The following is a 22,308-nucleotide window of genomic DNA, read 5'->3' on the forward strand; positions in this document are numbered from 1 at the left end:
GGCTCCGCCGGGGCGGCCTGCGCGGCCGGCGCCGGGCGCTCCGCGCGGCGCACGCGCTCCGCGGGCTCCGGGTCCGGGCCGGGCGAACCCGGGGCGGCGGGCCACAGGGGGGCGGGGGCCTGGGCCGGGGCGTGGGCGGCGACCGGGGAGGGCGCCGACAGGATGCCGAGGCCGCCCGGGGCGGCGGAGCCGGACCCCTGCGCGGGCAGGGCGGCGGACACGGGGGACAGAGCCGGAGCCGGGTGCCGGGCCGGGGCGGACGCCGAGCGGTGGGCCGGGGCGGGCGCCTGCGGCTGCGACGAGGCCTGGGCATGCGCCTGGACCGGCGCCGAGCGGTGGGCAGAGGCCTGGGCGTGGGCCGGGGCCGATGCCTGGGCGTGGGCCGGGGCCTGGACCTGGGCGTGGGCCTGGGCCGGCGCCTGGTGCGGAGTCGGAGCCGGTACCGACGTGCGGGCCAGGGAGATCCCGCCGGGGCGGGCGGCGGCGGCCTCCTCCTCGTGGCCCCAGGAGACCCGGTGGTCGCGCGGCCCGCCGAATCCTGACTGGTGCAGCGGATCGGCCTGCCATTCCACGGCCCCGGCTCCGGACACGGCCCCGGCCGCGGACTCCGGCCCCGACTCCGCCGCGGGCTCCGGCCAGGGCGCGAAGTCCGACCGCGAGACCGACTCCGACCAGGACTCCAGCTCCGACCGCGCGGCCGGCGCCGCCACGGAACCGGCGGGCTCCGGCCAGGCCGCGGGGGCCGGCGCCGGTGCGGGGGCAGGGTCCGGTGCCGGGCGGGGCTGCGGCCGGTGTTCCGGCTCGCGCAGCGCCTCGCTCACCCCCGTCTGGTCGAGGAACACCGGACCCGTCTCGTCGGCAGGGGCCGCGGGGCGGCTCGTACCGGGAACCCAGTTCAGGCCGTTCCAGAACCTGACGTACCCGGGGATGGACGGATCGGGGTAGTAGCCCTCGCGGGCCGCGTGCTCGCCGTCACCAGGGGAGGCCGTCAATGTCCCCAACTCCGATCGTGGCTTGAGGCTTCTTGCAGGGGTGGACCATAGCCAAGAACCGCCCCCCGGCAGGTCCGGTAACGGGAGAATCCAAGCGTTCGGGCGAACCCTGGCGCGAACCCCGGCGAACCCGGCCCCGTACGGATGATTTCGGTCAGCCGATTGATTTCGGCCAATCCTCGATGTGTCTCGCGAAGTCGCGTCATACCCGGGCACTTCGGCGCTCTCTCCGGGTGTGGGCCGCCGCAAGGCCCCCGCGCACCGCCCGAACACGCACCCCGTACCGAAGTGAGGCCGCCATGCACCACCCCGTCGTCGAGCGCGAGCTGGAACTGAAGCTGGTCCTGTCCCCCGAGCGCAGCGTCCCCGTCCCCGCCCGCCTGCTGTACCTGACGGACGACCCGTACGCCGTGCACATCACCTTCCACACCGGCTCCAGCACCCCGGTGAACTGGACCTTCGCCCGCGAGCTGCTGGTCGAGGGGGTGTTCCGCCCGTGCGGCCACGGCGACGTGCGGATCTGGCCCACGAAGGTCGGCCAGCAGGCCGTCCTGTGCATGGCGCTGAGCTCCCCCGACGGCGACGCCCTGCTGGAGGCCCCCGCCGTGTCGGTGTCGGCCTGGCTGGAGCGGACCCTGCGGATCGTGCCGCCGGGCACCGAGGCGGACCGGCTCGGCCTGGACGCGGCGCTGGCCGAGCTGCTCACCCCGACGCCGGCCGACGAGCTGTGGATGCGCGACCCGTGGCCGTCGGACGAGTCGGCGGACGGGGAGCTGTGACGCCACGGAGAGCTGTGACTCAGAAGAGCTTGCCCGGGTTGAGCAGCCCCTCCGGGTCGAAGGCGTGCTTGACGGCGCGCTGCATCTCCAGGCCCACCGGGCCGAGTTCGCGGGCGAGCCACTCCTTCTTCAGGACGCCGACCCCGTGCTCCCCCGTGATGGTGCCGCCCAGTTCGAGCCCCAGCGCCATGATCTCCTCGAAGGAGGCGCGGGCCCGCCGGGTCTCGTCCTCGTCGGCGGGATCGAAGCAGACGATGGGGTGCGTGTTCCCGTCGCCGGCGTGCGCGCAGACCCCGATGAGCAGGTCGTGCGTACGGGCGATGGCGGCGGTCCCCTCCAGCATCTCGGCGAGCCGGGTCCGCGGTACGCACACGTCGTCGATCATCGTCGCGGGCCGCAGGGCCTCCAGGGCGGGCAGCGCCATCCGGCGGGCCTGGAGGAGCAGTTCGGACTCCGCGGCGTCCTCGGCCGGTACGACGGCGCTCGCCCCGGCGGCGGTGCACAGCGCTCCCACCGCGGCCAGGTCCTCGGGCGCGTGCGGGGTGTCGAAGGCGGCGAGCAGTAGGGCCTCGGTGGTGTCGGGCAGGCCCATCTTGCCCAGGGCGTTGACGGCGCGGACGGTCGTACGGTCCATCAGCTCCAGCAGCGAGGGCGTCAGTCCGGCCTCCATGACGGCGCAGACGGCTGCGCAGGCGGCCGCGGCGGAGGGGAACTCGGCGGCGAGCGCGAGCTGGCGGGGCGGGGCCGGGCGCAGGGCGAGGACGGCCCGGACGACGACGCCGAGGCTGCCCTCGGAGCCGACGAACAGGCGGGTGAGGTCGTACCCCGCGACGCCCTTGGCGGTGCGCCGGCCGGTCTGCAGGAGCCTGCCGTCGGCGAGGACCACGTCGAGGCCGAGGACGTACTCGGCGGTGACCCCGTACTTGACGCAGCACAGACCGCCGGCGGCGGTGCCGATGTTCCCGCCGATGGTGCACTGCTCCCAGCTGGAGGGGTCCGGCGGGTAGTGCAGGCCGCGCTCGGCGACGGCGCGCGAGAGGACGGCGTTGACGACGCCCGGTTCGACGACGGCGATCCGGTCGACGGTGTCGATCTCCAGGATCCGGTCCATCTTCACGAGGGACAGCACGATGCAGCCGTCGGAGGCGTTGGCCGCGCCCGACAGGCCGGTACGGGCGCCCTGGGGCACCACGGGCACGCGGAGCGCGTGGGCGGTGCGCATCACGTGCTGCACCTGTTCGGCGGTCCGGGGCAGGACCACCGCGGCCGGGGTGCCGGCCGCGCAGAAGCTCGCCATGTCGGTGGCGTAGGAGGCGGTCACCTGGGGGTCCGTCAGCAGGGCCTCGGGCGGCAGGCCTTCCAGGAGCAGTGCGTGGAGCTCGCGCGCCCGACCATCAACATCGTCAGCATTGTCAGCGTTGTCAACATCGTCAGCCATGGGACCAGCGTGGCACCCGGGGCCATCGGTGTGAACACGCCCGCGACGCTCTTCGGACACCGCGGCCAGCTCTTCATATTGACGCACAGTGACCCCATGGACCCTATGCGCGACGCATCCGTCTCCCAGGAGAGGCAGCAGCAGGCTGCCCCGCCCGTGACCTTCACCGGCCGCAAGACGCTCGTGGCGGCTGCGGCCCTGGTGGTCCTGATCGCCGGGGCCCTGCTGATCCGGCCGGCCCGCACCGGCGACGACGCGCGCCCGCCGGGGCCCAGCGAGCGGGCCCGCGCGGCGGTGGGCATGGGTGCTCCGGTGGCGGCGGTGGACCTGTCGGCGCTGGTCGGCGACCGGGAGAAGTGGGTCGCGGAGCACCCGGAGGACGAGGCCTCGTGGGCGGTGCTGGGCCAGGCCTATCTGGAGCAGGCCCGGCGGACGGCCGATCCCGCCTGGTACCCGAAGGCGGAGGGCGCGCTGAAGCGCTCGCTGGAGCTGCGCCCGGCCGAGAAGGGCAACTTCGACGCGATGACGGGCATGGGCACGCTGGCCAACGCCCGGCGGGACTTCGGGACCGGGAAGAAGTGGGGCGAGCTCGTACGGGCGCAGGCGCCGAAGCGGTGGACGGCGTACCCGGTGCTCGTGGACGCCTACGGCGGGCTCGGGGACTACAAGGCGGCGGAGAAGGCGATGGAGAGCCTGGTGGACCTGCGGCCGGGGCTGGCGGCCTTCATGAAGGCCTCGCAGGTGTACCGGGACCGCGGCTGGCGCGAGGACGCGACGATGTCCATGGAGCACGCGGGGGGCGCGGCGAAGGCGCCGGCGGAGAAGGCGTACGTGCTGTTCCGGCTCGGGGAGCTGGCCTGGGAGCGCGGGGACGACGCGGAGGCGCTGAAGCAGTACGAGGCCGCGCTGCGCACCGATCCGGGCCAGGCGGCGGCGCTGGGCGGGCGGGCGCGGGTGCTGGCGGCGCTGGGCCGGGGCGGTGAGGCCGTACGGGACTACCGGCTGGCGCTGGGCCGGGCCGCGGTGCCGTCGCTGTCCCTGGAGCTGGGCGAGCTGCTGGAGTCGCTGGGCCGGGGCGAGGAGGCGAGGGCGGTGTACGGCGGGCTCCCGGCGCAGGCCGCCCGGAGCGGGGTGAACGAGGAGCTGCTGCTGGGCCGGTTCGAGGCGGACCACGGCGACCCGTCGGCGGCCGTACGGCGCCTCACGGCGGAGTGGGCCCGGCACAAGAGCCTGCCGGTGGCGGACGCGCTGGGCTGGGCCCTGCACAAGACGGGCGACGACACGGCGGCGCTGGAGTACGCGAAGAAGGCCACGGAGCAGGGGCTGCGACTGTCGGAGTACTCGTACCACCGGGCGCTGATCGAGCGCGGCCTGGGCGACGAGGCGGGGGCGCGGCGGCACCTGGAGGAGGCGTTGCGCACCAACCCGCGGTTCTCGCCGGTCCGGGCCCCGCTGGCGAAGGCGGCCCTGGCGGCCATCGGCAAGCCCCCGGCGGGCGGCCCGGAAAACATGCAGCCCACCACCCCGTGGGTGGCCCCGGAACTCCCGAAGGCCGCCAAGCCGTCGACGAAGCCGAAGCCGAAGCCGTAGGGACGCTCCGAACGCCGGCGGGGCTGGAGGATCCAGGCCCGCCGGCGTTCGTGTTCCCGCGACCCGCTAGAGGTTGCCCCGCTTCTCCTGCTCGCGCTCGATCGCCTCGAAGAGGGCCTTGAAGTTGCCCTTGCCGAAGCCCATCGAGCCGTGTCGCTCGATCATCTCGAAGAAGACGGTCGGGCGGTCCTGGACCGGCTTGGTGAAGATCTGCAGCAGGTAGCCGTCCTCGTCGCGGTCGACGAGGATCTTCAGCTCGCGCAGGATCTCGACGGGGACCCGGGTCTCGCCCGCCCACTCGCCGAGGGTGTCGTAGTAGGAGTCCGGGGTGTTCAGGAACTCCACGCCGGCCGCGCGCATGGCCCGTACCGTGCGGACGATGTCGTTGGTCGCGAGCGCGATGTGCTGGACTCCGGCGCCGCCGTAGAACTCCAGGTACTCGTCGATCTGCGACTTCTTCTTCGCGATCGCCGGCTCGTTGATCGGGAACTTCACCTTCAGGGTGCCGTCCGCGACGACCTTCGACATCAGCGCCGAGTACTCGGTCGCGATGTCGTCGCCCACGAACTCCTTCATGTTCGTGAAGCCCATGACCTTGTTGTAGAAGGCCACCCACTCGTTCATCCGGCCGAGCTCGACGTTGCCCACGCAGTGGTCGATGGCCTGGAAGGTGCGCTTGGCCGGGGGCTCCACCATCGGGGCGACGGAGACGAAGCCGGGCAGGTAGGGGCCGGTGTAGTCGCCGCGCTCGACCAGGGTGTGGCGGGTCTGGCCGTAGGTGGCGATCGCCGCCAGCCGTACGGTGCCGTGCTCGTCGGTGAGCTCGTACGGCTCGTCCAGGCCGCGGGCGCCGTGCTCGACGGCGTAGGCGTAGGCCGCCTTGACGTCGGGGACCTCGATCGCGAGGTCGACGACGCCGTCGCCGTGGTCGGCGACGTGCTCGGCGAGGAAGCGGCCGCGGTCGGTGGAGGCCTTGATGACCGAGGTGAGGACGAACCGCGCCGCGCCGTTGGTCAGGACGTAGCTGGCCGTCTCGCGCGTGCCGTTCTCCGGTCCGGAGTAGGCGACGAGCTTCATGCCGAAGGCGGTCGAGTAGTAGTGCGCGGCCTGCTTGGCGTTGCCTACGGCGAAGACGACCGCGTCCATGCCCTTGACCGGGAAGGGATCGGCCTTGGCGGCGGTGAGCGGTGCGGTGTCGAGCGGCTGGGTCTCAGTCATGACCGCAGAGTCCCGCCGTTCCACAAGCTGCGCAATAGTTTCCATTTCTGCTGTACAGACTGACCAGTCACGGACCACCATGGCTGGAATATCTGTGCACTATGACCACCGACCGACCGCCCCGGAGGCAGCCATGGGAATCGACGAACTCGACGGCCGGCTCATCGTCCTGCTCGCCCGCGAGCCCCGGATCGGGGTTCTGGAGGTCTCGCGCCGGCTCGGCGTGGCGCGCGGTACCGCGCAGGCCCGGCTGGACCGGCTTCAGTCGAACGGAGTCATCCGGGGGTTCGGTCCCCAGGTGGATCCGGCGGCCCTGGGGTACCCGGTGACGGCCTTCGCCACGCTGGAGATCAAACAGGGCCAAGGCGCGGACGTACGGGCCCACTTGGACGGGGTGCCGGAGGTGCTGGAGCTGCACACGACGACCGGGCACGGGGACATGCTCTGCCGGCTCGTGGCCCGCTCCAACGCGGATCTCCAGCGGGTGATCGACCGTGTTGTCGCATTTGATGGGATCGTGAGGGCTTCGACCGCGATTGTCATGGAGAATCCCGTACCCTTGCGGATCATTCCCCTGGTCGAACAGGCGGCCGAGGACGACTGACGTGCGGCAACGACGGATGGGGTGACGTGGCGTGAGCTTCTGGTCCTACGTGTCCAACCGCCACCAGCAGCTCCTCACCGACGCCTTCCAGCACGCCAGCGCCGTCTTCCAGTGCATGGTGATCGCCACCGCCCTCGGTGTCGCCATCGGGGTCCTCACCTACCGCAGCGGCTGGGCCGGGAACCTCGCGGTCACCTCCACCTCCACGGTGCTGACCATCCCCTCCCTCGCCATGATCGGCCTGCTGATCCCGCTCGTCGGCCTCGGCGTCGCGCCGACCGTGATCGCCCTGACGCTGTACGGGCTGCTGCCCATCGTCCGCAACTCCATCGTGGGACTGCGCGGGGTGGACCCGGCCCTGGTCGACGCCGCCAAGGGCATCGGGATGTCGCGCAGCGCCCGGCTCCTGAAGGTGGAGCTGCCGCTCGCCTGGCCGCCGATCCTGACCGGCATCCGGGTCTCCACGCAGATGCTGATGGGGATCGCGGCCATCGCCGCCTACGCCTCCGGGCCGGGCCTGGGCAACGAGATCTTCCGCGGGATCGCCTCGCTCGGCAGCGCCAACGCCATCAACCAGGTCCTCGCCGGGACGCTCGGCGTCGTCATCCTCGCCCTGCTCTTCGACGCCGCGTACGTCCTGCTCGGCCGTCTCACCATCCCGAGGGGAATCCGTGTCTGAGCCGACGCCCGCGCCGACGACGAGCCCGCAGCCGGACGGGGGCCCGCAGCCGGCCGCCTCCTCCGCCTCCGCCTCCGCCTCCTCCTCCTCCTCCGCCTCCGGAGCCGCTTCCGGTGCCACCATCCAGCTGGAGAACCTCACCAAGCGCTATCCCGGCAACCCCAACCCCTCCGTCGACGACGTCTCCATGGAGATCAAGGCGGGCGAGCTGGTGGTCTTCGTCGGCCCCTCCGGCTGCGGGAAGTCCACCACCCTGAAGATGATCAACCGGCTGATCGAGCCCACCTCCGGCCGGATCCGCATCGGCGACGAGGACGTCACCGACATGGACCCGGTCAAACTGCGCCGCAAGATCGGGTACGCGATCCAGTCCTCCGGGCTCTTCCCGCACATGACGGTCGCCGAGAACATCGCCCTGGTCCCCAAGATGACCGGCTGGTCCAAGTCCCGGGTGAAGGACCGGGTGGAGGAGATGCTCGACCTGGTCGGCCTGGACCCGCGCGAGTTCCACGGCCGCTACCCGCGCCAGCTCTCCGGCGGCCAGCAGCAGCGCGTGGGCGTGGCCCGGGCGCTCGCCGCCGACCCGCCCGTCCTGCTGATGGACGAGCCCTTCGGCGCCGTCGACCCCATCACCCGCGACCACCTCCAGGACGAGCTGATCCGGCTCCAGCACGAGCTGCACAAGACGATCGTCTTCGTCACCCACGACTTCGACGAGGCCATCAAGCTGGGCGACCGGATCGCCGTCCTGCGCGAGCGCTCGCACATCGCGCAGTTCGACACCCCCGAGGCGATCCTCACCAACCCCGCCGACGACTTCGTCTCCGGGTTCGTCGGCGCGGGCGCGGCCCTCAAGCGGCTCAACCTCACCCGGGTGCGGGACGTGGAGATCGCCGAGTTCCCGACCGTCTCGGTGGACGACCCGCTCCAGAAGATCTTCAACACCCTGCGGGCCGGCCAGGTCAACGAGCTCCTGATGCTGGACCGGCGCGGCCGCCCGTACAAATGGCTGCGCCGCGGCGACCTGATGCGCGCCAAGGGCTCCCTGGCCCGGGCGGGCCAGCTCGTGCACGACACGGTGACCCGGGACGCGACCCTGCACGACGCCCTGGAGGCCGTACTGACCGACAGCGGCGGCCGGGTGGCCGTCACCGGGCGGCGCGGCGAGTACATCGGCGTCGTGGACATGGAGACCCTGATGAACTCCGTGCACGAGATGCTGGAGGCCGACCGGCTGACCGCCGCCGAGCACGCGCACGATCTGGAGGAGCTGCGCCACCACCGCACCGAACGGGACCTGGAGGGGCTCCGGGACGGTTCGGAGGGCTCATGAGCCCGCGGAACCCGGTCTCCCCCGAACGCCCGCCCGGCGAGCACGAGCTCAAGGGGCACGTCTTCCGCGATCCCGAGGATCCCGGGCCCGACGAGGAGGTCATGGCCTCCATCGCGCCGCCCCGCCCCGGGAGCCGGCTGACCTGGGCCCGGCTGGTGACCCTGCCGATCGTACTGGCGCTGGTGCTGCTGGCCACGTACCTGTGGATCACCAACGCCACCCTCGACACGATCGCCGAGAACTCCCTGGCGAACGGCAACGTCCAGCTCCGGCTGTGGCAGCACATCCAGCTCACCGCGATCTCCACCTTCTGGGTGCTGGTCATCGCCATCCCCCTCGGCATCGCCCTGACCCGCCGCGGCCTGCACCGGGCGGCCCCGCTGGTCACCGCGATCGCCAACATCGGGCAGGCCACCCCGGCCATCGGACTGCTGGCCCTGCTCGTCATCTGGCTCGGCATCGGCCCCTCGACGGCGATCATCGGCATGGTCGCCTACGCCGTCCTGCCCGTGCTGTCCAACACCGTCGCGGGACTGCGCGGCATCGACCCGCAGCTGGTGGAGGCCTCGCGCGGGATCGGGATGTCCTCCATGGGCACCCTGATGAAGGTGGAGCTGCCGCTGGCCGTCCCGCTGATCCTGGCGGGCGTCCGGACGGCCCTCGTCCTCAACGTCGGCACCGCGACCCTGGCCACCTTCGGCGGCGGCGGGGGCCTGGGCGACCTGATCACCTCCGGGATCCAGACGCAGCGGATGCCGGTGCTGGTGCTGGGCTCGGTGCTGACCGTGGCGCTGGCGCTGTTCGTGGACTGGCTGGCCTCGCTGGCCGAGACGGTCCTGACCCCGCGCGGGCTGGAGGCGTAGATGGACAAGCTCTCCCTCTCCGTGCGGACGGCCACGGCCTGCGCGGCCCTGCTGGCGCTGGGGCTGCCGCTCGCGGGCTGCGGGCTCAAGAGCGGTTCCCCGATGGTGGACGAGGTCCTGCCGGGCTCGGTGGGCCAGGGGCTGCCCCTCAAGGGCGCCTCGCTGACGGTCACCTCGAAGAACTTCAGCGAGAACATCGTGCTCGGCCAGATGATCGGCCTGATCTTCAAGGCGGCCGGCGCGGAGGTGCTGGACCGCACCAACCTGCCCGGCTCGATCAGCGCCCGCGAGGCGATCATCCAGGGCGACGCGGACGCCATGTACGAGTACACGGGCACGGCGTGGATCACCTACCTGGGCAACGACAAGCCGATCACGGACCCGTACGCGCAGTGGAAGGCGGTGCGGGACGCGGACGTGAAGAACGGCGTGGCGTGGCTGCCGCCGTCCACGCTCAACAACACCTACACGCTGGCCATCAGCAAGAAGAACAACGCCAAGTACGGCCTGAAGACCATGTCGGACGTGGCGGCGCTGTCGAAGCGCGACCCGAAGGCGGTGACGGTCTGCGTGGAGAACGAGTTCGCCTCGCGCGAGGACGGGCTGCCGGGGCTGGAGAAGGCGTACGGGATGGAGATCCCGGCGGGCAACGTCAAGAAGATGGACGCCGGGATCATCTACACCCAGGTCTCGAAGTCCGATTCCTGCCTGCTGGGCGAGGCCTTCACCACGGACGGCCGGATCAAGGCCATGGACCTGGACACCCTCGTCGACGACCGGCACTTCTTCCCCAACTACAACGCGGCCCCCGAGCTGCACGCGAAGACCCTGGAGAAGTACCCGGCGATCGCCGGCCTCCTGGACCCCCTGTCGAAGCGGCTGACGACGGAGACGGCGCAGCGGCTCAACGCCCTGGTGGACGTGGAGGGGCAGGATCCGCACGAGGTGGCCAAGGACTGGCTGGTGGCGGAGGGGTTCATCAAGGAGGGGTGAGCGTCGGAGCGGGGATGCAAAGAAGTAGTTGCAAAGAAATCCTTGCACAGACTTCTTTGCAACTCTACTGTTGAGGCATGCCCGACGAGAACGCCGATTCCCAGAAGCCCGCCGAGCCGAAGGTCCGCAAGCTCGACCCGCACTCCCTGCGCGGCCTGGCCCACCCGCTGCGGATCCGCCTGCTGGGCGACCTGCGCCTGCACGGGCCCGCCACCGCCTCGCAGCTGGCGGAGCGGCTCGGGGAGTCGAGCGGGTCCACCAGCTACCACCTGCGCCAGCTCGCCGCGTACGGGTTCGTCGAGGACGCCCCCGAGCACGGCAAGGGCCGCGAGCGCTGGTGGCGGCCCTCTCAGGACGGCACCTCGTTCGACGAGGCGCTTATCTACGACACCGACCCCGCCACGCGCGGCGCCGCGGAGGTCTTCCTGACCGAGATCGCGAAGATCCACGCCCTGGAGCTGGCCACCTGGATGGACGACGCTCCCTCCTGGCCGGTGGAGTGGCGCCGGGCCTCGGACCTCAGCGACTTCGCGCTCCAGCTGACCGCCGAACAGAGCCGCGAACTGGTCCACAAGATGCACGACTTGGTCAACAGCTACAGCGATCTTCCGCCCTCGGAGGGCACGGAGACGGTCCGTTTCCACACGCACGCCTTCCCTCGGCGCGCCAAGTAGCGCCCTCCACACCCCCTTTCGCAGAAGGAGCCCTGCCGTGCACGCCTTCAGCCATGCCCAGATCCACGCCGACACCCACACCACCCGCACCGCCGAGGCCGCCGCCTGGCGCCGCGCACAGGAGGCCGCACCGCAGGTCTCCTCCGTTCCCCGCCTGCGCGCCCCCGCCCTGCGCAACCAGCTCGGCGAGACCCTGATCGCGCTCGGCATCCGCCTGATCCAGCCCGCGCACCTGCACGCACGCATCACCCGCAACACCCGGATCTCCCACCCGCACGGCGGCATCGCGTGAGCCGTCGCCCCTTCACCGCCGTCCTGATCGCCAACACCATCTCGATAGCCGGAAGTTCGCTGACCCTCATCGGGGTCCCCTGGTTCGTGCTCCAGACCACGGGCAGCGCCGGCCGGGCCGGGATCGTCGCCTTCTGCGCCACCCTGCCCATCGCGGTGGCCGCCCTCGTCGGGGGCCCGGTCATCGACCGGCTCGGGCGCCGCCGGGTCTCGGCCGTCTCCGACCTGATCTGCGGGCTGTCCGTGGGCGCGATCCCGCTGCTGCACTACGCCGGGCTGCTGGAGTTCTGGATGCTGTGCGCGCTGATGGCCGTCGGCGGCCTCGTGCACACCCCCGGACTGGCCGCGCGCTACGTCCTGCTCCCCCATCTCGCCGAGCACGCCGGCACCACCGTCGCCCGCGCCGCCAGCCTCTACGACGCCGTCTCGCGCGGAGCCCGCATGATCGGGGCCGCGCTGGCCGGCGTACTGATCGCCACGGTCGGCGCCGAGTCGGTCCTGCTCCTGGACGCCACCACCTTCTGCGCCTCCGCGCTGCTGGTCACCGCCTTCGTGCGCGGGATACCGGCCGCCGAGCCGCAGCGCGCCGCCGGGAAGGTCTCACTGGCCGGCTACCGGGCGGAACTCGCCGAGGGCTTGCGGTTCCTGACCCGCACGCGGCTGCTGCTCGGCGTCACGGTGATGGTGATGACGACCAACGGGCTCGACCAGGGCTGGGCCTCGGTCCTGCTGCCCGTGCACGGCCGCGAAGCCCTCGGCGGAGCCACCGCGCTCGGCCTGCTGGTCGCCCTCTTCGGCGGGTTCGCGCTGCTGGGCGCCCTGCTCTACGGAGCCTGGGGCGAGCGGTTCCCCCGTAGAGCCGTCTTCGCCGCGGCGTTCCTGCTGTGCGGGGCACCGCGCTACGTGGTCGCCGCCTTCACCGACACCTCGCTGCCGCTCGCGGTGACGATGGCCCTGTCCGGGCTGGGCGCGGGCGTGCTCAACCCGATCCTGACCACCGTGATGCTGGAGAAGGTCCCCGACGAGCTGCGCAGCCGGGTCGCGGGCGTGACCCAGGCGGGCTGCGAGCTGACGATGCCGCTGGGCGGACTGGCCGCCGGGCTGCTCATCGACGGCTTCGGGGTGACGCGGGCGCTGCTGGTGTTCGGCGGGGTGTACTTCCTCGCCACGCTCTCCCCGCTGGTGTTCCCGTCCTGGCGGAGCATGGAGGCGGCCCCCCGGGTCAGCAGGACGGAACCGATGCGCCCTTCTGCAGAGCCCGCAGCGCGTCGACCGCACCCGTCAGCGAGGTGACGGGGACCAGCCGGAGCCCCTGGGGGAGTTCGGACTTCGCGTCCGAGCACTCCGCCGCCGGTACGAGGAACACGCTCGCCCCGTCGCGCCGCGCGGCCTGAGTCTTCAGGGCCACCCCGCCGACCGCGCCGACCTCGCCGTCCGCGCTGATGGTGCCCGTACCGGCGATGGTGCGGCCGCCGGTGAGATCGCCGCCGCTGCCGTTCCCGTCGAGCTTGTCGACGATGCCGAGGGAGAAGAGCAGTCCGGCGCTCGGACCGCCGACGTCGGCGAGGTTCAGCTCGACCTTCACGTCCTTCGGGTCCTTGTGGAGGTAGCCGAGCGCGGCCTGGGAGGCCGTCGACTGCGACTTGGTCATCTCCTCCAGGTTGTGCTCCTCGATCTCCTTGTCGCTTCCGCCCGACGGGTACACCGACTCCCTGGGCATGACCGCCCGGGAGGTGTCGAACCAGTCGCCGACCAGCTCGGGGAGGGTGACGGAGGTGGAGGGGCCGGTGGCCTGGATGGTCGTCATCCGCAGCTGGCCCGTGGTCTCGCGGGTCGGGGCCCCGGTGATGCTGATGACCTGCTTGCCGTCACGGGAGCCGAGCACGTCGGCCGTGAGGCCCGGCTGCGCGATCACGAAGGGCAGCGGTGCGAGGGCCGCGACGGCGAACAGCGCGAGCACGGGCACGGCGCAGACGGCGAGGGCGGCGGGACGCGGCAGACGTGTGAGGCGAGAGAGCACCGGGCCAATCTAGCGCGGGTGCCCCCGAACGGGTCGAGCCGCGCCCCCGGTGACCGGGGACACGGCTCGGTGTCCTGTGTGGTGCGCGTGCGGCTCAGCGCAGGGCGTCGGCCACCTCGCGGGCGGCGTCCACCACGCGCGGGCCGACCCGCTCGGGCACGGCGTCGGCCAGCATGACGACGCCCACGCTGCCCTCCAGCCCGGTGATGCCCACGAGGGGCGCCGCGGCGCCGCTGGCGCCCGCTTCGAGCTCGCCGTGGGTGAGCGTGTACCCGGGCTCGATGAGCGTGCCCTGACGGGCGGCCAGGATGGCCCGGCCGGCTGCCCCGCGGTCCAGCGGATGGCGGAAGCCGGGCCGGTAGGCCACGTGGTAGTCCGTCCAGGTCGGCTCCACGACCGCCACGGCCAGCGCCTCGGTTCCGTCCACGAGGGTCAGGTGCGCGGTGGCGCCTATGTCCTCGGCGAGGGAGCGCAGCGCGGGCAGTGCCGCCTCGCGCACGAGCGGGTGCACCTGGCGGCCCAGGCGCAGCACGCCGAGCCCGACGCGGGCGCGGCCGCCGAGGTCGCGGCGGACCAGGGCGTGCTGTTCGAGGGTGGCCAGGAGGCGGTAGACCACGGTGCGGTTCACACCGAGGCGGTTGGAGAGCTCTGTGACGGTCAGACCGTGGTCGGTGTCGGCGAGCAGTTTGAGAACTCGGAGTCCTCGGTCGAGAGTCTGGGAGGTTTCCGCGGTCACGACGCCTCTCCCTCTTTCGGTGGGCGGCGGTGACTCTCTGGGGATAGCGTCGCCGGTCCCTCGGCGACGCACGGAGAGGCCGCCGGTAGCGGCCATGGCACCGGCTGCGCTCCCGCAGCGGCGTTGCCACGGGGCGTTCGATGCGGGGACACTAGCGAGCGGGTTCGCTCAGCGGAAGGGCTCGTCCAGAATCCGGGCGCCTACTGCCCTTTTATGCCGGTTGAAAACGCGCATCGCCGCCAATTCGTGACCTTCGGCCCCTGGCCCCGCGCCGCGTTCCCGGGCCGCTCCGGGCGGCCCCGCAGGGGCTCCCACCACGGGTGCGGCGCCACCGCTACGGCGGCCCGGGCGGGCGGGGACCGTACAAAACTCCCCCCGCCCGCCGGCCCGCATTCCGTAGGAAATCACCGCATCCGGGTGGCCCACTCCTGGACCTTCTTGATGCGCTCGCGCAGCTGTCCCGCGGTGGCTTCCGCGCTCGGCGGACCGCCGCACACGCGGCGCAGTTCGGTGTGGAGCACCCCGTGCGGTTTGCCGCTCTGGTGGACGTACGCACCGACCATCGTGTTGAGCGACTTCCGCAGCTCCAGCAGCTCCTTGTGGGAGACCACCGGGCGCCGGTCGGCGGGCAGCTCCAGCAGGTCCGCCTCCGAGTCGGGCTTGCGCTTGCTGTGCGCGATCTGCCGCGACTGCCGCTTCTGGAGCAGCATCTGCACCTGGTCGGGCTCCAGCAGCCCGGGGATGCCGAGGTAGTCCTGCTCCTCCTCGCTGCCCGGGTGCGCCTGCATGCCGAACTCGGCGCCGTCGTACAGCACGCGGTCGAAGACGGCGTCGGACTCCAGCGCCTCGAAGGACATCTGCTCCTCGTCGCCGGTGTCCTCGTCCTCCTGCTTGTTCGCCTCCTCCATCTCCTTCTCGGAGTCGGCGTACGGGTCTTCCTCGCCCTGCTTCTTAGGCTTGTCGAGGACGTGGTCGCGCTCGACTTCCATCTCGTTGGCGAAGCCCAGCAGGTAGGGGATGGTCGGCAGGAACACCGAGGCCGTCTCGCCGCGCCGGCGCGAACGCACGAAGCGGCCGACGGCCTGAGCGAAGAACAGCGGGGTCGAGATGGTGGTGGCGTACACGCCGACCGCGAGGCGGGGTACGTCGACGCCCTCGGACACCATGCGGACGGCGACCATCCAGCGGTCGTTGCTCGCGGCGAACTCGTCGATCCGCTTCGAGGCGCCGGTGTCGTCGGACAGCACGACGGTGGCCTTGCTCCCCGTGATCTCCCGGATCAGCTTGGCGTAGGCGCGCGCGGAATCCTGGTCGGCGGCGATGACCAGCCCGCCCGCGTCCGGGATGCCCTTCCTGACCTCGGTCAGCCGCTGGTCGGCGGCGCGCAGCACGTTCGGCATCCAGTCGCCGCGCGCGTCGAGGGCCGTGCGCCAGGCCTGCGAGATGGCGTCCTTGGTCATCGGCTCGCCGAGGCGCGCGGCGATCTCGTCGCCCGCCTTGGTGCGCCAGCGCATGTTGCCGCTGTAGGAAAGGAAGATGACGGGCCGCACGACCCCGTCCCCGAGCGCGTTCCCGTAGCCGTACGTGTAATCGGCGGAGGACCGCCGAATTCCATCGTTCCCTTCTTCATAAGCCACGAAGGGGATGGGATTCGTATCGGACCGGAAAGGCGTACCGGTGAGGGCGAGCCGCCGGGTCGCCGGGTCGAAGGCCTCCAGGCAGGCCTCGCCCCAGGACTTCGAGTCACCGGCGTGGTGGATCTCGTCGAGAATCACCAGCGTCTTGCGCTGCTCGCACCGGTTGCGGTGCAGCATCGGACGCACGCCGACACCCGCGTAGGTGACGGCGACCCCGTGGTAGTCCTTGCTGAGCGGCCCCGCGGAGTAGTCGGGATCCAGCCGGATCCCTATCCGGGCGGCGGCTTCCGCCCACTGCTTCTTCAGGTGCTCGGTCGGCGCGACGACGGTCACCTGCTGCACGACGTGGTGGTGCAGCAGCCAGGACGCGAGGGTCAGCGCGAAGGTGGTCTTGCCGGCGCCGGGGGTGGCGACGGCGAGGAAGTCGCGCGGCTGGGTCTCCAGGTACCGGTCCAGCGCACCCTGCTGCCAAGCTCGCAGGGCGCTGGCGGTACCCCACGGCGCGCGGCCGGGGAAGGCGGGTGAGAGGTGGTGGGAGGCGGTAGTAGTCACGGTCTCCGGTTCGGTCTCTCGGCGGCGTTTTCCGTCCCGGGCACGCATTCCGGGTGTCTTCCGGGCGTGCGGTCCGGGCATCGGTACGGCCGGCGGTACGGGCAGTCGTACGTAGGACAACCGGGCCACCTTACCGGCACGGGCCCGCCCCTCGCGGAGGGACAGGCCCGTGACCTCGGCGCGTGCGGCGAGCGTCACATTCACCGGGCCAGCGCGCGCAGCCGCTCCGCGATCCGCCCGATGTCCTCCTCGTTCCCCGCCGCCACGTCGATGACCAGGTCGTACGCGACCTCTTGGTCTGCATCCCCGAGATCCCCGAGATCGACGCCGTTGAGGGCGAGGAAAGTGGCGGCGGCGAGCCAGGCGGTGCGCTTGTTCCCGTCGACGAGGGGATGGTTCGTCGCGATCGCGTGCAGCAGCGCGGCGCCCTGCTCGTACACGTCCTCATACGCGGCCGTCCCGAACATCCGCGCCCTCGGCCGGTGCACCGCGGACTCCAGCAGCCCCGGGGCGCGCAGCTCGACGGGCTGGTCCTGCGCAAGACAGGCATACCGCGCAAGGTCGAGCACCTCTACGAGGGTCAGGTACCTGGTGCTCATTCCCCGAGCCTCCGCAGCAGCCCCGCATGCCGCCCGGCCAGCCGCCCGGCCTCACCCCCGGCCCGCTCCCGCTCCCCCCGCACCCAGCCCCGCACGGCAGCCAGCACGGCCTCCTCGACGCTCTGCCCGGTGGCATCGGCCAAATCGGCCAACTCGGCCCGCTCGGCCTCACCCATCCCGATGATCAACTCACTCATCCCCGGATGCTAACCAGCCCCACCCGAGGGCCGCCCCCGCATTTCCACCCGGGGCCCGGTCGAGCTGGGCCGACGCCCGGGGCCCGGTCGAGCCGGGCCAACGCCCGGGGCGCCACACGAGCCAGCCGGAGTCTGAGGCCGCACACGGGAACCGACCCCCGCCAAAATCAGCCCCTCCGGCGTTTGAGGAGCGGGGGCCCGGGGGCTGGCCCCCGGCAACGGCGCCGCACCGGACCACCGGCCCACCCGCCTCAGCCGGGGAGGCCCACCCGAGCCGAAATCCAGCCCCTCCGGCGCTTGAGGAGCAGGGGCCCGGGGCCCGGCCAGCGCGGCGGGCGGACCTCAGCCCCGCACGGGCTCCGCGTCCAGCCGGGTGGCCACCCACGCCCCCACCAGCGCCACGCAGGCCATCGGCAGGAACACCACCACGAACGCACCGGGGTGCGAAGCCCCGGCCCCCTCGGCCACGGAGTGCGCCGCCCCCACCGCGCCCCCGCCCAGCGCAGCAAACGCCGCGCCGCCCGCAGCGAGCAGCACCACGTTCGCCAGCGCGTCCGAGATCTGGAGCGAGGCGGAGTTCGCCCCCGCTTCCTCCGGCGCCGACAGCTTCAGCAGCAGCACGCTCGTGGAGCCGATGACGAGCCCCATTCCCAGGCACCCCATCGCCCACACCAGCGCCAGGATCCACACCGGCACCCATGCCACGAGCACCGCCGGCACCCCGGCGATCGCCGCGGCGACCATGATCATGCCCAGCACCATCAGCCGTTCCCGGTACGGCGCCGCCCGCCCCTGCGACTGCACCCACGAGCCGGCCGCCCAGGTCACCCCGCCCAGCGCGAGCGAGAACCCGGCCAGCGTCGGGCTCAGCCCCCGCTGGGTGACCAGCATCAGCGGTACGAAGCTCTCCGCACCGATGAACGACCCCGCCGCCACACCGCGCAGCAGCACCACCGACGGCAGCCCGCGCCGCGCCCGGTAGGTCCCGCGCGGGAGCAGCCCGAGCACCGCGGGCACCAGCAGGGCGGCCCCGGCGAGCCCGGGCACCAGCGACAGCCACCTCAGATCCTGGGCGGCGTACTGCAGCAGCCCCGCACCGGCCGAGATCCCGAGGGCGAGCCGGATCCGCCGCCGGTCGAACGCCACGGGCGGAGCCTCGGGGTCCACCGGCCCGGAGGCGCTCCGCCGGATCGCGGGCAGCGCCACGGCCAGCGGTACGAAGACCAGCGCGGGGATCCCGAGGAACACCCAGCGCCATCCGAGGTGCTCGGTCACCGTGCCCGCGGCCAGCGGCCCGACGATCGAGGGCACGACCCAGCTCGCGGCGAAGGCCGCCATGATCGCGGGCCTCAGCCGCTCCTCGTAGGCCCGGCTGACGACCACGTAGAGCGCGACGATGACCAGCCCGCCCCCGAACCCCTGCACGGCCCGCCCGAGCACGAACATCCACATCGCCCCGGCCGTCCCGGAACACACCAGCCCGGCGGCGAAGGACACGATCCCCACGGTCAGCGGCCGCAGCGGCCCCTGCCGGTCGGCCCACTGCCCGGACAGCACCATCCCGAAGAGGCTGGTGGTGAAGTAGGCGGAGAAGGCGAAGGCGTAGAGCGCGATCCCGTCCAGCTCCCGGGCGGCCACGGGCATGGCGGTCCCGACGGCGGTCGCCTCGAAGGCGATGAGGAAAATAACCGAAATGATCCCGATGCTGAGCGTCCGGTACGCAGGCCCGAGGATCCCGCCCTTCGGGTCGTCGGGTATCGGCTCGGCGGGTGCAGCAGCTCGCTGGGGAAGGACGCTCATCGCCCCAGCGTAAGGTGCATGGCCAGGTATGGACCCTGTCATTTCGACCGATCCCGCCTCGGTCTCAAGTCCTAAGCCTGCCGGGGCGCAGGACCGCTCTCCCTCCCCTGGCCTCGGTCGGCACCGGCTTGTACGTCTCCGGCACATCGTCGGTCCGCACCGCCGCCTACGCCGCCGAGATCACCCGCCTGAACGCCACCAAGGAGGCCTGAGCAGGGGTGGGGGCCGGGTGGTGGCGGCGAAGCCGGGCCGCACGGGCCACGTTCCGCACCCCGGACTGTGAACGCAGCATGGCAGTCACATTGCACCGCCCCCGCATCCCTTCCCAGCCCGCGGGCACCCTCGTACGGTCATACCCATCACCACCACCCAGCCGTGTGCCCGAGTGGTTTAGGGACTCGCCTGCAAAGCGAGTTACGCCGGTTCGATTCCGGTCACGGCTTCCATGCAGAAGGCCGCTCAGGACATTCCTGAGCGGCCTTCTGCGTGCCCACGGTCAGGTGAGCATGGCCGGCAGGCCATCGGGGCGGTCGGGGAGGCCGCCGTTGTCCGCGCAGCCCAGTTCCTTGGACATGGAGAGGCCGGCCGCGTGGGCCAGCAGGAGGTAGTCCTTGACGAGGTCTGCCTCTTCGTCGACGGCACCCTCGGCGAACTGGTTCATGAAGGTGACGGTGATGCGAAGCGGGATGTCGACGGTGGAACCGACGCGTGCACTGACACAGTCGAATTCGATGCTGCGCTGGCGCTTCGCCCCCGTCACCAGGACGCCTTTGTCATAGGTCTCGTCCCCCACCCCGGAGGTCCAGGCCTTCTTGCTGAACGCTTTGAATCTCACCATGGCCAAAACGTAGCGCTCGTAATCACCGACAAGCCTTTTTTCGCCGTGGATTTTACAGTCCGCCGTGGGCTTGTCGCGCACGTCCTTCCCGGACCGGTAGGCGTCCTCCATCATTTTGGCGCTCTCCGCGGTGCTCACATCCTCGTCCTCGTCCCGGATGACGAATTTGGAGGCTTCCAGGACGCGTTCAAGGGACGGACCCGCACTCGCCGGGAACAAGGTGCCCCCGCAGACACCGGCCGCCGAAACCACTCTGGGCTCCGGCACCGGTTCCTCCGGCTCCGGCGATCCGCATCCGGACGCCATCACGCCCAGCATGATCAGCCCGGCACTCCCGGCCATCAGGAATCGTGATCGGTTTCGCGTCATCATCAGTTGCCCGTTTCAGGAGAGTGTCCTTGGCGCTCCGCCCGGAAGTTCCCGTCCCTGTAGCCGGAGCCCATTTCGGTGATGAGCTCTCTGCCGAAATCACTGTTCCTGTCGATGCCGTGCCGCTCCATGAATTGATTCATGGGTGCTTCAGCGCTGCGTTCTCCCGCCTCGTACATCTGCTTGTTGGTCAGATGCACCTTTTCCTTCAGGTCGTCCTCGTACTTCTTCACGGATCCGTCGGACCATTCGCCGACGACCTGGGAAGCGGCCTGTTCCACCGCCCCGCTGGCAAGGTCCGTCGCCAGCGGGACGACGATCGCCGCGACCCCCGCGGCAGCAACGGTGGCCGGCAGGAAGGCCACACCGGCCGCCACCGCTCCGGCCGCACCGAACTCGACCCACGCCGCCTTCTTCTCGTGGGCCTTCTCGTATTCCTCGTACTTATCGGCCCCTTCGGCCGCCACCTGACCGGCCCGGGACTCGTCGAGCATCCCCTGAACCGTGACCGTCGTACTGATCGTCGACCGGGCCCGGCCCTGATCGACCTGTCCGTCGGCTTCCTGGTCCTTGAGCAGACCCGCATCGCCCCCGTACTTCGCGACGACCGCGTCCATGACCCGTGCGCCGACCTCCGCCCGGTCGAGGACGGGCCTGGAATCGTCCCAGGCATGGCCGAGCGTGGCCGCCTCCAGCGCATGACCGAGGGCGTCCGGCATGTACTGCTGGACCTTCTTCAGGTCGTCCGGGTTCGTACCTTCCATATCGATGGTGAAGTCGTACTTTTCGTGACCGAAGAAGTCCAGGTAGCTCGTGATCGGCTTCTTGTCCGGGCCCTTGCCCAGCTCGGCGGGGCCGGACTTCTCCGTGCCGTCCGTGTTGTACGCCTGCGGTTCCTGGCCCGGGTCGAAGAACTGCCGGGCCGCCTCCGGGCTGTGGCCCAGGGCTTCCAGGAAGCTGACCACCGGGTCGTAGCCGGCGCCGTTGATGCCCGACGGGTTGAGCATGTTCTTGCCGTAGCCGTTGATCTGACGCGCCCCGTTGAAGAAGTCCGGGTCCTTGGCGTGGATCTGGGTGGCGTGCTCGGCGATCGGGAGAAGGAACTTGGGGTCGTAGTTCCCGTAGCGCATGATGCCGCCGAGCAGCTGGTAGCCGTAGGGCGGGTTCTGGTCGTAGCGCGCCAGCGGGATGCGCTCGGTGCCGAGACGGCGCAGGTCCTGGGCGAAGCCGTCCGTCAGGTGCGGTTCGGTCGCGGAGCTCGTGGCCGTGGCCAGGTTGAACCCCAGGTTCTTCTGGAGCTCCTGTACGTCCTTCAGCCGCTGCGGGTCCTGCTTCGCGTAGTCGAAGGTGTCCGTGGACATCGTCCCGAAGAACTCCAGCGCGCCCTTGGGGCCGAGCGCCCGGTAGAAGTCCGTCGAGAACTCCGGCACCTTGGCGTTGTCCGCCAGCAGTTCGTTGAGCTCGACGAGCTCCTCGTGCGTGAGCCGGCGGCCCTTCCTCGCGAGCTCCACGGCACGGGCGGCCTCTTCGGCGTCCAGGCTGCCGTACTTGGCCGTGGTGAAGTTGTTGTCGTCGGTGACATTGGCGGCGAGCAGGCGGGACAGCGACTGGTCGGCGTCGTCGCAGGCATCGATGGCCGCGTCGACCTTCGCCTGCCAGAGGGGCAGGTTCACGCGGACCGACTCCAGGTAGTCCGGATCGTGCCGGGCGGCGTACCGGTCCGCCTCGCTCGCGAAGGGCGCCGCTTCCACCTTGCCCTGGGCACCCACCCGGAAGCCAGCCTGCGGAGCCTCGACGTCGGCGATCTTCCGGAGCTGCTCACGGGACGTCTTGAAGGCCCGGTGCCCCTCGGTCAGCGCCTTGTGGATGCCCTTGGCCTCATGGGCGGCATCCTCGAACTCCTTGGCAGTCTTGTCGACGAGCGAGCGTGCAACGCCGGCCGTGACACCGCTCCACCCGGCCTTGTCCGACGCGGCCTTCATGCCACCCCGCGCCGACTCCGCCAGCTCGTCCAGCTTCTTGACCATCGCAGCCCAGTCGGTGATCGCGGTCTGGAGCGGGCCGAGGGGCGCGTTCACGACGTTCTCGTACGTCAGCACGTGTGCG

General features: G+C 71.5%; 21 protein-coding genes and 1 tRNA gene. 11 read left to right on the top strand and 11 right to left on the bottom strand.

All coding sequences use genetic code 11. The features are described 5' to 3' along the window. On the bottom strand, positions 1 to 992 hold a 992-nt coding region (locus ACFWNV_RS26305), incomplete at its 3' end, for a DUF2510 domain-containing protein (RefSeq protein ID WP_383951755.1). Positions 993 to 1,291: 299 nt separating this feature from the next. Between ACFWNV_RS26305 and ACFWNV_RS26310 the strand changes: the two genes are divergently transcribed. Next, positions 1,292 to 1,771 (top strand): SsgA family sporulation/cell division regulator, encoded by a 480-nt coding sequence (locus ACFWNV_RS26310; protein WP_383951758.1) that lies wholly within the window; start codon positions 1,292 to 1,294, stop codon positions 1,769 to 1,771. A gap of 19 nt (positions 1,772 to 1,790) precedes the next feature. Here ACFWNV_RS26310 and ACFWNV_RS26315 read toward each other — a convergent pair whose 3' ends face one another. Further along, positions 1,791 to 3,209 (bottom strand): FAD-binding oxidoreductase, encoded by a 1,419-nt coding sequence (locus tag ACFWNV_RS26315; RefSeq protein WP_383951760.1) that lies wholly within the window; start codon positions 3,207 to 3,209, stop codon positions 1,791 to 1,793. Positions 3,210 to 3,305: 96 nt separating this feature from the next. Here ACFWNV_RS26315 and ACFWNV_RS26320 point away from each other — a divergent pair, with 96 nt between their 5' ends. Next, positions 3,306 to 4,799 carry a tetratricopeptide repeat protein gene (locus tag ACFWNV_RS26320; RefSeq protein ID WP_383951763.1) on the top strand — a complete coding sequence of 498 codons (1,494 nt, stop codon included), beginning with the start codon at positions 3,306 to 3,308 and terminating at the stop codon, positions 4,797 to 4,799. Positions 4,800 to 4,865: 66 nt separating this feature from the next. On the opposite strand, the gene hppD is transcribed toward ACFWNV_RS26320, so the two are convergent. After that, positions 4,866 to 6,017: a 4-hydroxyphenylpyruvate dioxygenase gene (hppD, locus tag ACFWNV_RS26325; RefSeq protein WP_383951766.1), complete on the bottom strand. Its 1,152-nt coding sequence runs from the start codon at positions 6,015 to 6,017 to the stop codon at positions 4,866 to 4,868. Positions 6,018 to 6,150: 133 nt separating this feature from the next. Between hppD and ACFWNV_RS26330 the strand changes: the two genes are divergently transcribed. The 8 genes from ACFWNV_RS26330 to ACFWNV_RS26365 all read left to right on the top strand — a co-directional run bounded on the left by ACFWNV_RS26330 (position 6,151) and on the right by ACFWNV_RS26365 (position 12,747). Beyond that, positions 6,151 to 6,621, top strand: a complete 471-nt coding sequence (locus tag ACFWNV_RS26330) for an Lrp/AsnC family transcriptional regulator (RefSeq protein ID WP_112448141.1) — start codon at positions 6,151 to 6,153, stop codon at positions 6,619 to 6,621. A 31-nt stretch (positions 6,622 to 6,652) separates the two neighbouring features. Further along, positions 6,653 to 7,300, top strand: coding sequence for an ABC transporter permease (locus tag ACFWNV_RS26335; protein WP_383951769.1), 648 nt, complete (start codon positions 6,653 to 6,655; stop codon positions 7,298 to 7,300). Between the two features lie 121 nt (positions 7,301 to 7,421). Next, a complete protein-coding gene (locus ACFWNV_RS26340; protein WP_383951822.1) occupies positions 7,422 to 8,633 on the top strand; it encodes a betaine/proline/choline family ABC transporter ATP-binding protein in 1,212 nt (403 codons plus the stop codon). Beyond that, the gene (locus tag ACFWNV_RS26345; RefSeq protein ID WP_383951772.1) at positions 8,630 to 9,496 is read left to right on the top strand and encodes an ABC transporter permease; all 867 of its coding nucleotides are present in this window, start codon (positions 8,630 to 8,632) and stop codon (positions 9,494 to 9,496) included. The genes ACFWNV_RS26340 and ACFWNV_RS26345 overlap by 4 nt, the downstream gene beginning before the upstream one ends. Next, positions 9,497 to 10,489 (top strand): glycine betaine ABC transporter substrate-binding protein, encoded by a 993-nt coding sequence (locus ACFWNV_RS26350; protein WP_383951775.1) that lies wholly within the window; start codon positions 9,497 to 9,499, stop codon positions 10,487 to 10,489. Positions 10,490 to 10,566: 77 nt separating this feature from the next. Then, the gene (locus ACFWNV_RS26355) at positions 10,567 to 11,163 is read left to right on the top strand and encodes an ArsR/SmtB family transcription factor (protein WP_383951778.1); all 597 of its coding nucleotides are present in this window, start codon (positions 10,567 to 10,569) and stop codon (positions 11,161 to 11,163) included. A 37-nt stretch (positions 11,164 to 11,200) separates the two neighbouring features. Continuing rightward, positions 11,201 to 11,455 carry a hypothetical protein gene (locus tag ACFWNV_RS26360; RefSeq protein ID WP_383951781.1) on the top strand — a complete coding sequence of 85 codons (255 nt, stop codon included), beginning with the start codon at positions 11,201 to 11,203 and terminating at the stop codon, positions 11,453 to 11,455. Further along, complete coding sequence (locus ACFWNV_RS26365; RefSeq protein WP_383951784.1) at positions 11,452 to 12,747, top strand: MFS transporter; 1,296 nt, start codon at positions 11,452 to 11,454, stop codon at positions 12,745 to 12,747. The genes ACFWNV_RS26360 and ACFWNV_RS26365 overlap by 4 nt, the downstream gene beginning before the upstream one ends. Here the strand turns inward: ACFWNV_RS26365 and ACFWNV_RS26370 are convergent. From ACFWNV_RS26370 to ACFWNV_RS26395, 6 genes are all read right to left on the bottom strand, one after another. Beyond that, positions 12,677 to 13,474, bottom strand: a complete 798-nt coding sequence (locus tag ACFWNV_RS26370; protein ID WP_383951787.1) for a S16 family serine protease — start codon at positions 13,472 to 13,474, stop codon at positions 12,677 to 12,679. The two genes, ACFWNV_RS26365 and ACFWNV_RS26370, sit on opposite strands and share 71 nt — an antisense overlap. A 94-nt stretch (positions 13,475 to 13,568) precedes the next feature. Continuing rightward, positions 13,569 to 14,210 (bottom strand): IclR family transcriptional regulator, encoded by a 642-nt coding sequence (locus ACFWNV_RS26375; protein ID WP_054222485.1) that lies wholly within the window; start codon positions 14,208 to 14,210, stop codon positions 13,569 to 13,571. A 404-nt stretch (positions 14,211 to 14,614) separates the two neighbouring features. Beyond that, positions 14,615 to 16,447, bottom strand: a complete 1,833-nt coding sequence (locus ACFWNV_RS26380; protein ID WP_383951824.1) for a DEAD/DEAH box helicase — start codon at positions 16,445 to 16,447, stop codon at positions 14,615 to 14,617. A gap of 152 nt (positions 16,448 to 16,599) precedes the next feature. Beyond that, a complete protein-coding gene (locus ACFWNV_RS26385; RefSeq protein ID WP_383951791.1) occupies positions 16,600 to 16,998 on the bottom strand; it encodes a type II toxin-antitoxin system death-on-curing family toxin in 399 nt (132 codons plus the stop codon). Beyond that, the gene (locus ACFWNV_RS26390; protein ID WP_383951793.1) at positions 16,995 to 17,195 is read right to left on the bottom strand and encodes a hypothetical protein; all 201 of its coding nucleotides are present in this window, start codon (positions 17,193 to 17,195) and stop codon (positions 16,995 to 16,997) included. Before ACFWNV_RS26390 ends, ACFWNV_RS26385 begins: the two co-directional genes overlap by 4 nt. A 342-nt stretch (positions 17,196 to 17,537) precedes the next feature. Then, positions 17,538 to 18,995 carry an MFS transporter gene (locus tag ACFWNV_RS26395; protein WP_383951796.1) on the bottom strand — a complete coding sequence of 486 codons (1,458 nt, stop codon included), beginning with the start codon at positions 18,993 to 18,995 and terminating at the stop codon, positions 17,538 to 17,540. 371 nt (positions 18,996 to 19,366) lie between these two features. Between ACFWNV_RS26395 and ACFWNV_RS26400 the strand changes: the two genes are divergently transcribed. Next, positions 19,367 to 19,441, top strand: a tRNA-Cys gene (locus ACFWNV_RS26400). Positions 19,442 to 19,491: 50 nt separating this feature from the next. Here the strand turns inward: ACFWNV_RS26400 and ACFWNV_RS26405 are convergent. Both ACFWNV_RS26405 and ACFWNV_RS26410 read right to left on the bottom strand, forming a co-directional pair. Next, on the bottom strand, positions 19,492 to 20,205 hold the full coding sequence (locus ACFWNV_RS26405; RefSeq protein WP_383951799.1) for a hypothetical protein: 714 nt from the start codon (positions 20,203 to 20,205) through the stop codon (positions 19,492 to 19,494). Further along, entirely contained in the window at positions 20,205 to 22,301 is a 2,097-nt protein-coding gene (locus tag ACFWNV_RS26410) for a hypothetical protein (protein WP_383951802.1), read from the bottom strand. The genes ACFWNV_RS26405 and ACFWNV_RS26410 overlap by 1 nt, the downstream gene beginning before the upstream one ends. Between the last annotated feature and the right edge of the window lie 7 nt (positions 22,302 to 22,308).

It is taken from the genome of Streptomyces sp. NPDC058401, assembly GCF_042722885.1.
Taxonomy (GTDB): domain Bacteria; phylum Actinomycetota; class Actinomycetes; order Streptomycetales; family Streptomycetaceae; genus Streptomyces.

Coding starts and splice junctions, on each gene's coding strand:
- ACFWNV_RS26355 (WP_383951778.1), top strand. CDS start 10,567: ATGCCCGACGAGAACGCCGATTCCCAGAAGCCCGCCGAGCCGAAGGTC.
- ACFWNV_RS26395 (WP_383951796.1), bottom strand. CDS start 18,995: ATGAGCGTCCTTCCCCAGCGAGCTGCTGCACCCGCCGAGCCGATACCC.
- ACFWNV_RS26380 (WP_383951824.1), bottom strand. CDS start 16,447: ATGCGTGCCCGGGACGGAAAACGCCGCCGAGAGACCGAACCGGAGACC.
- hppD (WP_383951766.1), bottom strand. CDS start 6,017: ATGACTGAGACCCAGCCGCTCGACACCGCACCGCTCACCGCCGCCAAG.
- ACFWNV_RS26320 (WP_383951763.1), top strand. CDS start 3,306: ATGGACCCTATGCGCGACGCATCCGTCTCCCAGGAGAGGCAGCAGCAG.
- ACFWNV_RS26390 (WP_383951793.1), bottom strand. CDS start 17,195: ATGAGTGAGTTGATCATCGGGATGGGTGAGGCCGAGCGGGCCGAGTTG.
- ACFWNV_RS26310 (WP_383951758.1), top strand. CDS start 1,292: ATGCACCACCCCGTCGTCGAGCGCGAGCTGGAACTGAAGCTGGTCCTG.
- ACFWNV_RS26345 (WP_383951772.1), top strand. CDS start 8,630: ATGAGCCCGCGGAACCCGGTCTCCCCCGAACGCCCGCCCGGCGAGCAC.
- ACFWNV_RS26350 (WP_383951775.1), top strand. CDS start 9,497: ATGGACAAGCTCTCCCTCTCCGTGCGGACGGCCACGGCCTGCGCGGCC.
- ACFWNV_RS26405 (WP_383951799.1), bottom strand. CDS start 20,205: ATGATGACGCGAAACCGATCACGATTCCTGATGGCCGGGAGTGCCGGG.
- ACFWNV_RS26330 (WP_112448141.1), top strand. CDS start 6,151: ATGGGAATCGACGAACTCGACGGCCGGCTCATCGTCCTGCTCGCCCGC.
- ACFWNV_RS26385 (WP_383951791.1), bottom strand. CDS start 16,998: ATGAGCACCAGGTACCTGACCCTCGTAGAGGTGCTCGACCTTGCGCGG.
- ACFWNV_RS26315 (WP_383951760.1), bottom strand. CDS start 3,209: ATGGCTGACGATGTTGACAACGCTGACAATGCTGACGATGTTGATGGT.